Annotated in this window: 12 protein-coding genes; 8 read left to right on the forward strand and 4 right to left on the reverse strand. The window is 73.5% G+C overall.

Going from position 1 to position 12,604, the window contains the following annotated elements:
* Positions 1 to 21 precede the first annotated feature (21 nt).
* A complete protein-coding gene (locus CKY47_RS19525) occupies positions 22 to 732 on the forward strand; it encodes an alpha/beta fold hydrolase (RefSeq protein ID WP_306747323.1) in 711 nt (236 codons plus the stop codon).
* A 53-nt stretch (positions 733 to 785) separates the two neighbouring features.
* Here CKY47_RS19525 and CKY47_RS19530 read toward each other — a convergent pair whose 3' ends face one another.
* From CKY47_RS19530 to mce, 3 genes are all read right to left on the reverse strand, one after another.
* Positions 786 to 2,009: a coiled-coil domain-containing protein gene (locus CKY47_RS19530; protein WP_306747324.1), complete on the reverse strand. Its 1,224-nt coding sequence runs from the start codon at positions 2,007 to 2,009 to the stop codon at positions 786 to 788.
* A gap of 69 nt (positions 2,010 to 2,078) precedes the next feature.
* Positions 2,079 to 3,392: a crotonyl-CoA carboxylase/reductase gene (gene ccrA / locus CKY47_RS19535; protein ID WP_306747631.1), complete on the reverse strand. Its 1,314-nt coding sequence runs from the start codon at positions 3,390 to 3,392 to the stop codon at positions 2,079 to 2,081.
* A gap of 178 nt (positions 3,393 to 3,570) precedes the next feature.
* Positions 3,571 to 4,014 (reverse strand): methylmalonyl-CoA epimerase, encoded by a 444-nt coding sequence (mce, locus tag CKY47_RS19540; protein ID WP_306747325.1) that lies wholly within the window; start codon positions 4,012 to 4,014, stop codon positions 3,571 to 3,573.
* Positions 4,015 to 4,137: 123 nt separating this feature from the next.
* Between mce and CKY47_RS19545 the strand changes: the two genes are divergently transcribed.
* The 5 genes from CKY47_RS19545 to CKY47_RS19565 all read left to right on the forward strand — a co-directional run bounded on the left by CKY47_RS19545 (position 4,138) and on the right by CKY47_RS19565 (position 9,308).
* The gene (locus CKY47_RS19545) at positions 4,138 to 5,325 is read left to right on the forward strand and encodes an acetyl-CoA C-acetyltransferase (protein WP_306747326.1); all 1,188 of its coding nucleotides are present in this window, start codon (positions 4,138 to 4,140) and stop codon (positions 5,323 to 5,325) included.
* Positions 5,326 to 5,352: 27 nt separating this feature from the next.
* Positions 5,353 to 6,318, forward strand: coding sequence for a methylmalonyl Co-A mutase-associated GTPase MeaB (gene meaB, locus CKY47_RS19550; protein ID WP_306747327.1), 966 nt, complete (start codon positions 5,353 to 5,355; stop codon positions 6,316 to 6,318).
* 249 nt (positions 6,319 to 6,567) lie between these two features.
* Positions 6,568 to 6,966, forward strand: coding sequence for a pyridoxamine 5'-phosphate oxidase family protein (locus tag CKY47_RS19555; protein ID WP_306747328.1), 399 nt, complete (start codon positions 6,568 to 6,570; stop codon positions 6,964 to 6,966).
* A 72-nt stretch (positions 6,967 to 7,038) separates the two neighbouring features.
* Positions 7,039 to 8,610, forward strand: a complete 1,572-nt coding sequence (locus tag CKY47_RS19560; protein ID WP_306747329.1) for a sensor histidine kinase — start codon at positions 7,039 to 7,041, stop codon at positions 8,608 to 8,610.
* Between the two features lie 23 nt (positions 8,611 to 8,633).
* Positions 8,634 to 9,308, forward strand: a complete 675-nt coding sequence (locus tag CKY47_RS19565) for a response regulator (RefSeq protein WP_306747330.1) — start codon at positions 8,634 to 8,636, stop codon at positions 9,306 to 9,308.
* Here CKY47_RS19565 and CKY47_RS19570 read toward each other — a convergent pair.
* Positions 9,296 to 10,828, reverse strand: a complete 1,533-nt coding sequence (locus CKY47_RS19570; protein WP_306747331.1) for an alpha/beta hydrolase — start codon at positions 10,826 to 10,828, stop codon at positions 9,296 to 9,298. The two genes, CKY47_RS19565 and CKY47_RS19570, sit on opposite strands and share 13 nt — an antisense overlap.
* 177 nt (positions 10,829 to 11,005) lie before the next feature.
* On the opposite strand from CKY47_RS19570, the gene CKY47_RS19575 reads away from it, so the two are divergent.
* Both CKY47_RS19575 and CKY47_RS19580 read left to right on the forward strand, forming a co-directional pair.
* Positions 11,006 to 11,956, forward strand: a complete 951-nt coding sequence (locus CKY47_RS19575) for a hypothetical protein (RefSeq protein WP_306747332.1) — start codon at positions 11,006 to 11,008, stop codon at positions 11,954 to 11,956.
* 11 nt (positions 11,957 to 11,967) lie between these two features.
* Positions 11,968 to 12,591, forward strand: a complete 624-nt coding sequence (locus tag CKY47_RS19580) for a class I SAM-dependent methyltransferase (RefSeq protein WP_306747333.1) — start codon at positions 11,968 to 11,970, stop codon at positions 12,589 to 12,591.
* The last annotated feature ends 13 nt before the right edge of the window (positions 12,592 to 12,604 follow it).

Consider the following 12,604-nt stretch of genomic DNA (forward strand, 5'->3'; position numbering starts at 1 on the left):
GGGTCACCGACAATCCCGGGTGTGGATTCCCTCCCCCTGGTGCTGCTGCACGCCTTCCCGCTCGACTCACGGATGTGGGACGGGGTGCGTGACCAGCTGAAACCCGTCACGATCGACCAGCGCGGCGGCGACCGTTCACCCGATCTGGTGGTCATCGCGGAGGACGTGCTGGCCGAGCTGGACCGGCTCGGCGTCGAGCGCGCCGTGGTCGGCGGCTGCTCCATGGGCGGCTACGTGGCGATGGCCCTGCTCCGGCGCGCGCCGGAGCGGGTCGCGGGGCTCGTGCTGGCCGACACGCGGGCCGGCGCGGACACCGACGAGGCCAGGGCGAACCGGCTGGCGATGGCCGAGCGGGTGGAGGCCGAGGGCGTCGGCTGGGTGCCCGACGCGGTGGTCCCCGGGCTCCTCGGCCCCGACCCGGACGACGCCGTGGTCGAGCGGGTGCGGGAGCTGGTGCTGGCCCGCGACCCGGCCGAGGTGGCGTGGGCGCAGCGGGCCATGGCCGCGCGACCGGACTCGACGGGGCTGCTCGCGGACGTCGACGTGCCGGCCCTGGTGCTGGTGGGGGAGCACGACCGGCTCACACCGCCCGCGACCGCCCGCGGGATGGCGGCGGTGCTGCGGCGGGTGGACTGCGTGGAGCTGCCCGGCGTGGGCCACCTGACGCCCTTGGAGGCCCCGGAGGCGTTCGCGGCGGCCGTGGTGGCGTGGTGGCAGCGCGTCGACCTGTGAGGACGCGCACGGCCCCGGTGACGAGGCCACCGGGGCCGTGCGCGATCGGACCGCTAGCGCTTACCGGCCTGGGCCTTCGGGTTCGGCCGGGCGATCTTCTGGGTCGGGCCGTCCGGGCCGGGCTTCGCGCCGGGCGCCGGGGCAGGTGACGCGCCACCCGCGGGCTTCGGCTCTTCCGCGGCCACCGGGGCAGCCGCCACCGGAGCAGCGGTGGCGGGGGCGGCCGCGGCGGGGGCAGCGGCGACCGGAGCGGGCGCCGGGGTCACGGCCTGCGGCTTCTCCTCCTCGAGCGGGTCCAGCAGCGGCGTCACGTCGTGCAGGGCGGTGCGGACCGAGTGCAGCTGCTGCGACAGCCGGTTGCGCAGCTGGCGGAGCGCCTCGACCTTCTGGGTGGCCTGGGTGACGCGCCGGTTCGCCTCCTCGGTGGCCTCCCGGACGCGGCGGTTGGCCTCGTCGGTCGCCTCCTGGACGCGCGCGGTCGCCTCGCTGATCGAGTCGTGGCGGCGCCGGTTGGCCTCCTCGGTGGCCTCCCGCACCAGCCGCTGCGCCTCGGCGGTCGACGCCGCCTGCTCCTGGGCGACCTGCGCGCGCACGCGGGCCGCCTCCTCGGAGGCCTCGCGCACCCGCCGGTCGGCCTCGCCCTTCGACGCCGCCTCGCTCTCGGCCAGGGTCTTCATCGACTCGACCCGGCGCGCGGCCATCGCGATCTCGAAGTCCTCCTCGACCGTGGTCCGGCGCCGGAGCGACTCCGCGTCGAGCGCGGCCGCCGCCTCGCGGGCGTCGCCCACGATCTTCTCGGCCTCGGCGCGGGCCTTCTCCAGGACGCCCCGGTGCTCGGCCTCCATCTCGGCGCGCCGCTGCTCCTGGTCCGCGATCAGCTTCTCGTACCGGGTGCGCAGGGCCGCCGCGTCGGCCTCCGCCTTGGCGCGGATGTGGCCGCCCTCGGCCTCGGCGCGCGCCTTGATCTCGTTGGCCTCGTCCTGGGCGAGGCGCAGCATCCGCTGCAACCGCTCGCTCAGGCCCTCCAGCGTGGTCGGCGGCAGCGACAACCGCTCGACCTGGCCGCGCAGCTCGCCGACCTCCGAACGGGCCGCCTCCAGCTGGCGGGCGAGGTCGTTGGTCTGCGACACCGCCGCGTCGCGGTCGGCCGCGAGCAGGCGCAGGTCGGAGTCCAGTCGTTCCAGGTGGTCCTCGACCTGGGCGCGGTCGTACCCGCGCTTGACGATGTCGAAGCCGGAGCCCAGGGGGACAAGGTCACGGTCGTCGGCGAGGCCCATGCCGTGCACGCTACCCGCTCCCGGTGCGCGGCGGTCACCCGAGCGCCGCACACCGGGGGTGGTTTCGCTTTAGACGCCCCGGAATCGGTTGATCCCGGACAGGTGCGCCGCCCGCATCTCGTGGTCGCGGACGCCCAGGCCCTCCTCGGGGGCCAGCGCCAGCACGCCGACCTTGCCCTGGTGGGTGTTGCGGTGCACGTCGTGCGCGGCCTGCCCGGTGTCCTCCAACGAGTACACCTTGGACAGTGTCGGGTGGATCTTCCCCTTGGCGACCAACCGGTTGGCCTCCCACGCCTCGCGGTAGTTCGCGAAGTGGGAGCCGATGATCCGCTTGAGGTGCATCCACAGGTAGCGGTTGTCGTACTGGTGCAGGAAGCCGCTGGTCGAGGCGCAGGTCACGATGGTCCCGCCGCGCTTGGCGACGTAGACGGACGCGCCGAACGTCTCCCGGCCGGGGTGCTCGAACACGATGTCCGGGTCGTCGCCGCCGGTCAGCTCGCGGATCTTCGCGCCGAGCCGCTTCCACTCGCGCGGGTCCTGCTCGTGCTCGTCCTTCCAGAACCGGTAGCCCTCCGCGCTGCGGTCGATGATCAGCTCGGCGCCCATCCGGCGGCAGATCTCCGCCTTCTCCGGGGACGACACGACGCACACCGGGGTCGCCCCGCCGTTCAGCGCGAACTGCGTGGCGTAGGAGCCGAGGCCGCCGGAGGCGCCCCAGATCAGGACGGTGTCGCCCTGCTTCATGTTCGCGCCGTTCGTCGACACGAGCTGCCGGTAGGCGGTGGAGTTCACCAGACCGGGCGACGCCGCCTCCTCCCACGTGAGGTGGGCGGGCATCGGCATCAGCTGGTTGGCCTTGACCAGGGCGATCTCGGCGAGGCCGCCGTAGTTCGTCTCGAAGCCCCAGATGCGCTGCTCCGGGTCGAGCATGGTGTCGCCGTGGCCGTCCGGGTGCTCCAGCTGCACGTCGAGGCAGTGCGCGACCACCCGGTCACCGGGCTTCCAGGCGTTGACGCCAGGGCCGGTGCGCAGCACGACGCCCGCCAGGTCGGAGCCGACGACGTGGAACGGCTGGTCGTGGCGACCGCCGTACTTCTTCAGGAACGAGAAGGTCGACACCGGCTCGAAGATCGAGGTCCACACGGTGTTGTAGTTGATCGCGCTGGCCATCACGGCCACCAGCGCCTCGCCCGGACCCAGTTCCGGCGTGCGCACCTCGTCGACGTGCAGCGACCGGCGCGGGTCCTTGTCCTTGGTGGCGAGGCCCTCGAACATGCCCGCCTCGTCGGCGTGCACCGTCACACCTCGGTAGGTCTCCGGTACGTCGAGCGATCCGATCGCGTCCGTTTCGTCGGCCAGGATCGCGTCGAGGATCTTCTGCACGGCGTTCCCTCCCAGGTCGGGGGTGCTTCGAGATGTCGTGGCGCTCAAGAGGTCCACGCGGGTTGCCGGAGGTTACCCACGGGTAACCGATTCAGAAGACATGCTGTGAGCCACCGCACTGAAGCTTCCGCCGAACGGCCGACCGCCGATGGGTCGCCGGCGCCGGACCGCCGCCCGTTCAGTGACCGGGGGCGGGTTCGACCAGCTCCACGAGCACGCCGCCCGCGTCCTTGGGGTGCACGAAGTTGACCCGGCTGTCGGACGTGCCGCGCCGCGCCTCCTCGTACAGCAGGCGCAGCCCCCGGGCGCGCAGCGCGTCGGCCGCGGCGTCCACATCGGACACCCGGTAGGCCAGTTGCTGGAGTCCGGGGCCGGACCGGCCGATGAACTTCGCGATCGTCGACTCGGGGGTCAGCGGTGCGAGCAGCTGCACGGCGGTGCCGCCGCCGTCGTCGCCGGGGGCGCGCAGCATGGCCTCGCGCACGCCCTGCTCCTCGTTGACCTCCTCGTGCGCGACCTCCAGGCCGAAGTGCTCGCGGTGGAACGCGATCGCGGTGTCGAGGTCGGGCACGGCGATGCCCACGTGGTCGATGGCGGTGACGAAGCCGCGGAGTTCTTCCATGCCGCGAACATAACGCCCGAATCGGTGCAGGTCCCGTTGTGCGGCGTCTCACAAGGCTACTCTTCGGTAACCCTGGGTATCGTGGCGTGTTAACAACCGCTTACACCCGCTGTGGAGGCTGCTGTGTCCGGTTCCGTCATCGTCGCCGGGGCCCGTACCCCGATGGGGCGACTGCTCGGATCGTTGAAGGACTTCTCCGGCGCCCAGCTCGGCGGCGTCGCGATCAAGGCGGCGCTGGAGCGGGCGGGGGTCGCGCCCGAGCAGGTCCAGTACGTGATCATGGGCCAGGTGCTGACCGCAGGCGCGGGCCAGATCCCGGCGCGCCAGGCGGCGGTGAACGCCGGCATCCCGATGACCGTGCCCGCGCTGACCGTCAACAAGGTCTGCCTGTCCGGCATCGACGCCATCGCGCTGGCCGACCAGCTGATCCGCGCGGGTGAGTTCGACATCGTCGTCGCGGGCGGTCAGGAGTCCATGACCCAGGCGCCGCACCTGCTGCAGAAGTCGCGCGGCGGCTTCAAGTTCGGTGACGTCGCCATGCTCGACCACATGTCCCACGACGGCCTGTTCTGCGCCTTCGACCAGGTCGCGATGGGCATGTCCACGGAGAAGTTCAACGCGCGCCACGACCTGACCCGCGAGGAGCAGGACGCGTTCTCCGCCCGCTCGCACCGGCTGGCCGCGAAGGCCGCCGAGAACGGCGTGTTCGACGAGGAGATCGCCCCCGTCACCATCCCGCAGCGCAAGGGCGACCCGGTCGTGTTCGCCAAGGACGAGGGCGTGCGCGGCGACACCACGGCGGAGACGCTGGCCAAGCTGCGCCCGGCGTTCGCCCCCGACGGCACCATCACGGCGGGCTCGGCGTCGCAGATCTCCGACGGCGCGGCGGCCGTGGTCGTGATGAGCAAGGCCAAGGCCGAGGAGCTGGGCCTGACCTGGCTCGCCGAGATCGGCGCGCACGGCGTGGTGGCCGGCCCGGACGCCGGCCTGCACCAGCAGCCGTCGAACGCGATCAGGGCCGCGTGCGCCAAGGAGGGCATCGACCCGGCCGACCTGGACCTGGTCGAGATCAACGAGGCGTTCGCCGCGGTCGGCATCGTCTCCATGCGCGAACTCGGCCTGACCGAGGACAAGGTCAACGTCAACGGCGGCGCGATCGCGCTGGGCCACCCGATCGGCATGTCCGGCGCGCGCATCGCGCTGCACCTCGCGCTGGAGCTGAAGCGCCGCGGCGGCGGCGTGGGCGCGGCGGCGCTGTGCGGCGGCGGCGGGCAGGGCGACGCGCTGATCGTGCGCGTGCCCAAGGCCTGACCCGGGGTCGGGCGGGAGGCCGGCGGCGTGGCCCGCACCGTTGACGTGGCAGGACTGGTCGACCGCGCGCGCGAAGGACAACCGCGCGCGGTCGCCAGGCTCATCTCGCTCGTGGAGGACGCCGGCCCGGAGCTGCGCGACGTGGCCGCCGCGCTGGCGCCGCACTGCGGGAACGCGCGGGTCGTCGGGCTGACCGGCGCACCCGGCGTCGGCAAGTCCACCTGCACGTCCGCGCTGGTCAAGGCGTACCGGGAACGCGGTGAACGGGTCGGGGTGCTGGCCGTCGACCCGTCGTCGCCGTTCTCCGGCGGCGCGCTGCTCGGCGACCGGGTGCGGATGGGGGAGCACAGCACCGACCCCGGCGTGTTCATCCGGTCCATGGCCACCCGAGGCCACCTCGGCGGCCTGTCCTGGGCCACGCCGCAGGCGTTGCGCGTGCTCGACGCGGCGGGTTGCGACGTGGTGCTCGTGGAGACCGTCGGCGTCGGGCAGTCCGAGGTCGAGGTGGTGTCGCTGGCCGACACCGCGGTCGTGCTCCTCGCGCCCGGCATGGGCGACGGCATCCAGGCCGCGAAGGCGGGCGTGCTGGAGATCGCCGACGTGTTCGTGGTGAACAAGGCCGACCGCGACGGCGCCGACCGGACCGCCCGCGACCTCAAGCACGCGATCTCCCTGGGGCGCCGGGAGCGCGAGGGCGGCCTGTGGCGGCCACCCGTGGTGAAGGCGGTGGCGTCGCGCGGCGAGGGCGTCCACGACGTCGTGGACGCCGTCGACGCCCACCACGCGTGGCTGGTCGAACGAGGCGAACTGGCCCGGCGCCGCGCGGTGCGCGCGGCGCGGGAGGTCGAGGCCATCGCCGTCGAGCGGCTGCGGTCGCGCTTCGGCGGACTGCGCGGCGGCGCGGACCTGGAAACCCTGGCCGAGAGCGTCGCGGCGGGTGAGCTGGACCCCTACGCCGCCGCCGACCGGCTCGTCGAGGGAGTGGGGGCGTAGGGGGCCGGCTCACCCGCCGGCTCACCCGGCGAGTCCCACACCCAGGACCCGGGAGTCCGACATTCGCGACCCGGGCGGTGGACTCCCGCGACCTGGGCGTTGGACTCGCCCGGCTCGGGGGTTGGACTCGCCGGGTGAGCCGGGGATCGCCCGTCCGGGTGGGGAAGACAAGGGGGACTTCCGCCTCTAGGCGGGACGCCCACGGGGCAGGAGGATTCGGTCCGGCAACCGGGGGATGAAGAGGGTGCGATGTACGACGCCGCTGGACTTCAGCTCCTCTCCCGCGAGGAGTGCATGCAGCTGCTGCGGACGGCCGTCATCGGGCGGCTCGTCTACACCGACCGCGCCCTGCCGGTCGTCCACCCCGTGCCGTACGTCGTCGACGGCGAGACCGTCGTGCTTCGCGTTCCCGAGGGCAGTTCCACGCTGGTCGCGCGCGACACGATCGTCGCGTTCCAGATCGACGACATCGCCCACGACCTGTCCAAGGGCTGGTCGGTGATGGTGGTCGGGCACGTCACCGAGGCCGTCGACGAGGTGGACCTGGCGCGCCTGCGCGAGCTTCCCCTGGCCGCCCGCCGCCACGGCAGACCCGACCACTACCTCGTCGTGGACCTGGAAGTGCTCACGGGTCGTCGCATCCCGTAGCGGAAAGCGCTACTCTCAGTGGCCCCCGCGCGGTCGTCAGCGCAGCCCCCACAGCCCGAGGGCGGTTCCACGGTGCCCGGTTTCCCCGACGCCAACGCGGTGCGCTTGGACGGCCTGCTCCGGCAGCTGACCGACCGCACGGCCGAGGCGATCGTGTCGCAGGAGCGGCTGCACCGGCTGCTCGCCGCGGTCGTGTCGCTGGCCAGCGACCTGTCGCTGCCGGACGTGCTGCGCCGCATCGTCGAGTCGTCGTGCAGCCTCGTCGGCGCCCGCTACGGCGCGCTGGCCGTCGTGGGTCCCAACCGGCGGCTGCTGGAGTTCACCCACGGCGAGGGGCACCACCCCGCCGGGCCGCACGCGGGCGGCGCCGCGTTCGACCCGTCCGCTCCCGGTTTCCTCGGCGTGCCCGTGCACGTGCGGGGCGAGGTGTTCGGCAACCTCTACCTCACCGACAAGGAGGACGGCGCCGACTTCACCCGCGCCGACCGGGAGGTGGTGGTGGCGGTGGCCGCGGCGGCGGGCATCGCGATCGAGAACGCCCGGCTCTACGAGCAGTCCCGGCAGCGCGAGGTGTGGCTGCGGGCGTCCAACGAGGTGACGAACGCCCTGCTCACCGGCACCCCGGACCGGGACGCGCTGCGGCTGGTCGCGGTGCGCGCCCGGCTCGCCGCCGACGGGCTGACCGCCGCGCTGGCGCTGCCCGGCTCGCAGGGCGGGCTGGTCGTGCGGGTGATGGACGGCGAGCTGCGCGGGTTCGACGTGTCCGACGAGGGCGGCCCGGCCCGCGAGGTGTTCGGGACCGGCCGCGCGAAGGTGCTCGACGGGCTGCCCGGCACGCCGGACCGGGTGGGGCCGGTGGTCGTCGTGCCGCTGGCGGCCGGTGAGCGGGTGCTCGGCGTGCTGCTCGTGGCGCGGGCCCGCGACCAGGTGGGGTTCGACGCGCCGGACGTGGAGCTGGTCGAGTCGTTCGCCCGGCAGGCCGCGCTGATCCTGGAGTTCACCCGGGCCACCGGCGCGGGGCGGCGCCTGGCGGTGCTGGAGGACCGCGACCGCATCGCCCGCGACCTGCACGACCTCGTCGTGCAGCGCCTGTTCGGCCTGGGCCTCGGGTTGCAGGGCCTCAACGGCCTGGTCGAGCAACCGCTGGTGGCGCAGCGGTTGCAGGACTTCGTCACCGAGGTCGACCAGACGATCCGGGAGATCCGGCGCACCATCTTCTCGTTGCAGGAGTCGCCCGCGGGCGACTCCGACCTGCGCGTCCAGCTGCGCCGGGTCGTGCAGGACTCGACCCGGCTGCTCGGCTTCGAACCCGCGCTCGCGCTGGACGGTCCCGTCGACTCGGTCGTGCCCGACCACGTGCGCCCCGACCTGCTCGCCACGCTGCGCGAGGCGCTGGCGAACGCGGCGCGGCACGCGTCGGCGAAGAAGGTCGAGGTCGAGCTGTCGGTGGACCGCGCGGCGACGTGGCTGCGGCTCGTCGTGCGCGACGACGGCGACGGTCTGCCCCGGGGCCGGGCGCGGCACACCGGCGGTCTGGTCAACATGGCGGCGCGGGCCAGGAGGTGGGACGGTTCCTGCGAGGTCGACTCGCCGGGGGGCCGCGGGGTGACGGTGACGTGGTCCGTGCCGCTGATCACGGCGTGACGCGGTCAAGAGGGAGGGAAGAGTTGTCCATCTCGGTGCTGCTCGTCGACGACCACGAGATCGTCCGCAGGGGGCTCCACCAGCTGCTCGACGTGGAACCGGACATCGAGGTCGTGGGTGAGGCGGAGAGCGCCGCGGCGGCCGTGTCCGCCGCCGCGCTGCACCGGCCGGACGTGGCCGTGATCGACGTGCGGCTGCCCGACGGCGACGGCGTCACGGTGTGCCGCGAGATCCGCTCGACCGTCCAACCGCCGCCCGCGTGCCTCATGCTGACCTCGTACTCCGACGACGAGGCGCTGTTCGGGGCGATCATGGCGGGCGCGGCCGGGTACATGCTCAAGCAGGTGTCGGGCAACGACCTGGTGTCCGCCATCCGCACGCTGGCCGCCGGCGGTTCGCTGCTGCACTCGGGCGTCACCGCGACCGTGCTCCAGCGTCTGCGCGGCGGACCGGTCGAGGACCCGCGCTACGCGGCGCTGAGCCCGCAGGAGCGGCGCATCCTCGACCTGATCGCCGAGGGCCTGACGAACCGGCAGATCGCGAGCCGGCTGTACCTGGCGGAGAAGACGGTCAAGAACTACGTCTCCTCGCTGCTGCACAAGCTGGGCTTCGACCGGCGCACCGAGGCCGGGGTGTACGCCGCCCGCCGTCGGCAGGCGGGCGGCGTGACCGGTCACCCCAACGGCTACAGCGGGTAGCCGACGAGCGGTCGTTCCCGCTGGGCGGCGGGCGCGGTCGGGTCGGGCAGCGGCGTGCCGGGGCACGTCGAGTCGACCGGGGGCACCACGCCGTCCACGACGAACGACTCCACGACGTCGTCCACGCACGCGTTGCCGAAGGCGTAGACCCCGTGGTCGCCCTCGTCGGTCACGGTCAGCAGCCGGGAGTTCGCGAACTTCCGGTGCGCGGCCCGCGCCCCCTCCAGCGGGGTGGCCGGGTCGCGCACCGACTGCACCATGAGCACCGGCGGCAGGTCCCGGCCGGTCGGCTTCCGCAGCTCCAGGGCGGGCCGGTCCCAGGTCGCGCAGGGCGCGAGCGGCTGGTGGTAGCCGATCAGCGGGTACCGCGCGCCGAGGCGCTCGGCCTCGCGCGCCAGGGTGGTCCGGTCGTGCCGGAACGGCGTGTCGTTGCAGGTGATGGCGAACAGCGTGCCGGTCGCCGCGTCCGGGTAGCGCGCCGGGCCGGCGGGGAGCCGGACCGACGCCGCGGTCCCGGAACCCCCGGACAGCTCGGACAGGACGGCCGCGGTGTCCGGGAACAGCTGCTTGCTGTACTGCCCCTGGACGAGGACGAAGTCGAGCAGGACCCCGTCGAGCAGGGTGCCGTCGGGCAGCGTGACCGGGTTCGCGTTGAGCGCGGCCCGGGTCCGCTCGTAGGACTGGCGGACCTGCTCGGCGGTCGTGCCCAGGTGGTACAGGGCGTCGTACCGGGCGACCCACGGCAGGAAGTCCACCCGGAACCGGCGCTCGAAGCCGTGGCCGAAGTTGTCGAAGACGTCCTGGAACGTGCTGGTGAAGTCGGTGTTCGAGTCCAGCACGAACTTGTCGACGCGCTTCGGGAAGTACGTCGCGTAGTAGGCCCCCAGCCACGTGCCGCCGGAGTAGCCGATCCAGCTGACCTTGTCGCGGCCCAGCAGGTGGCGCAGCAGGTCGAGGTCGCGGACGGTCTGCTCGGTGTTCACGACCTTCCCGAACGCGCCGGACCGCACCTGGCACGCCGTGGCCTGGAGCTCCGCGGCGTCGTAGAGGAGGTCGGTGTTGGCCCGGCTCCGGTCGCGCGGGTCGGTGATCGTCGAGAAGTCGAAGCCGCCGCAGGTGACGTTGGTGCTCGCCCCCGTGCCGCGCACGTCGATGCCGATGACCTCCATGCTGCCCGTGAGCCTGGTCCGGTCCGCGAAGAGCAGCGGCAGGGTGCGGCCGGGCGCGCCGGGACCGCCCGGGTTGGTGAACACGGTGCCCTTGACCTGGCCGGACGGCGTGAGCCGGCTGATCGCGACGGTGATGGCCCTGCCGTCGCCCGGTGTGCGCCAGTCCTGCGGCGCGCGGAACGTCGCGCACTCCAGGCCCGGGATGTCGGCGCACGGCGCCCACGTGACGGTCTGGCTCTCGTACGGGTTGGCGGGCGCCCGTTCCGGCGCCCGGTCCTGTGCCTGCGCCAGTGCCGGCGCCACCACCGCGAGTAACGCGGCGGACACGGCCGTGGCCAGTTCTCTCCTCATCGGTTCCCCCTCCGGTCGAGGCCTCCACCCCACCGCGTGCGTAGGGTGGAGGACAAGCGCAGAAAGGCCCTGTTCGGCTCTACGAAAGACTTAGGCCACTCGGGCTCGGAGGAAAGTAAGGTCGCGGGAGTGGGGATTTTCCGGAGGAAGCGGCCTGCCGCGGTCGCCCGCGAGGTGGTGCGGGACCACACGTACGACGACGCGATCCTGGACATCGCGGCGGAGGAGATGGACGCGGGCCACCTGCGCGCGGCCACCACGGTCCTCGCGGAGTGCCGGGACGACCCGGAGGTGCGGGCGCTGCGGGCCGAGGTGCTCGGCGAGCACGCCATCGGGCACGCCGACGAGCTGCTGGAGCTGGCCAAGGGCAACACCGACCCCGACCTGTGGCTGCTGGCGGGCACCGCGTTCATCCGGGAGGCGTGGGCGATCCGCGGCTCGGGCCGCGCGGACACCGTCGGCAAGGACCGGTTCAAGGTCTTCTTCGGCACGCTGCGCAAGGCCGTCGGCCCGCTGCACGAGGCCGCGAAGCTCCTGCCTCGGGACGCCGTGCCGTGGGCGCAGCTCCAGACCGCGGGCCTGGGCCTCCAGGTCGACCGGGACCAGAAGGACGAGGTGTGGCGCGAGATCGCCGCGCGCTGCCCCACCCTGTACCCGGCGCACTGGACGCGGTTGCAGATCCTGGCCGCCAAGTGGGGCGGCTCGGCCGAGGAGATGATGGCGTTCGCCCAGGGCAGCGTGGACGCCGCGCCGCCCGGCGACCCGGTCGTGGCCATGCTGCCGCTGGCCCACTTCGAGATCTTCCTGGAGCAGTTCGAGGACGCCGTGCAGTCCCGGTCGGCGCTGAAGATCGCCACCCTGAAGCTGCGCTACTTCAGCCGGCACCGGGAGGAGATCGCCACCGCCGCGGACCGGTGGGAGGCGGTCCAGGCCAAGCCGCACCCGCGCGCCCTCCAGGCGCACAACCTGTTCGCCGCGGCCTTCGCCCTGGCCGACGACGCGCCGCGCGCGAAGCGCCACCTGCTCGGCATGCGCGACCACGTGCACGACGTGCCGTGGGCCTACGTGGCGTACCTGGCCGACGACCTGGAGAAGGAGTACACGGAGCTGGCCAACAAGTACCTCTAGGGTCTTCGGCCGTGACCCGACCCGACCTCCGCGCGACGGCGGACGCCTACGACGCCGTCGCCGTCCGCTACGCCGAGCTGCCCCGCCACGACCTCGACGGCATCCCGCTGGACCGCGCGGTGCTCGCCGCGTTCGCCGACCACGTGCGGGCCGCCGGCCCCGTCGCCGAGGTCGGCTGCGGTCCCGGGAGGGTGACCGCGCACCTGCGCGACCTCGGGCTGGACGCGTTCGGCGTCGACCTGTCGCCCGTGATGGTCGACCTCGCCCGCGCGGCGTACCCGGACCTGCGGTTCGAGGTCGGCTCCATGGAGGCCCTGGACCTGCCGGACGGCTCGCTGCACGGCGTCCTGTCCTGGTACTCGGTCATCCACGTCCCGCCGGCCGACCTGGCCGCGTGCTTCGCCGAGTTCCGCCGGGTGCTCGTCCCCGGCGGCCACCTGCTGCTCGGCTTCTTCGAGGCCGGGGGAGGACCGGTGGCGCCGTTCGACCACGAGGTGGTGACGGCCTACCGCTGGCCGGTCGACGACCTCGCGGCGCTGGCGCGCGACGCCGGGTTCACCGAGGTCGGCCGGGTGCTGCGCGAGCCGTGCGAGGGGGAGCGGTTCCCCCAGGGGCGCCTCCTGGCACGCGCGTGACCCGTCCCGGTGG

The organism is Saccharothrix longispora, from assembly GCF_030852425.1.
In the GTDB taxonomy this organism is placed as follows: domain Bacteria; phylum Actinomycetota; class Actinomycetes; order Mycobacteriales; family Pseudonocardiaceae; genus Actinosynnema; species Actinosynnema longispora.

Bases quoted from the DNA above. Each gene is read 5' to 3' on its own strand.
- CKY47_RS19530 (WP_306747324.1), bottom strand. From the start codon at position 2,009: ATGGGCCTCGCCGACGACCGTGACCTTGTCCCCCTGGGCTCCGGCTTC.
- mce (WP_306747325.1), bottom strand. From the start codon at position 4,014: ATGGAAGAACTCCGCGGCTTCGTCACCGCCATCGACCACGTGGGCATC.
- CKY47_RS19555 (WP_306747328.1), top strand. From the start codon at position 6,568: ATGTACGACGCCGCTGGACTTCAGCTCCTCTCCCGCGAGGAGTGCATG.
- CKY47_RS19570 (WP_306747331.1), bottom strand. From the start codon at position 10,828: ATGAGGAGAGAACTGGCCACGGCCGTGTCCGCCGCGTTACTCGCGGTG.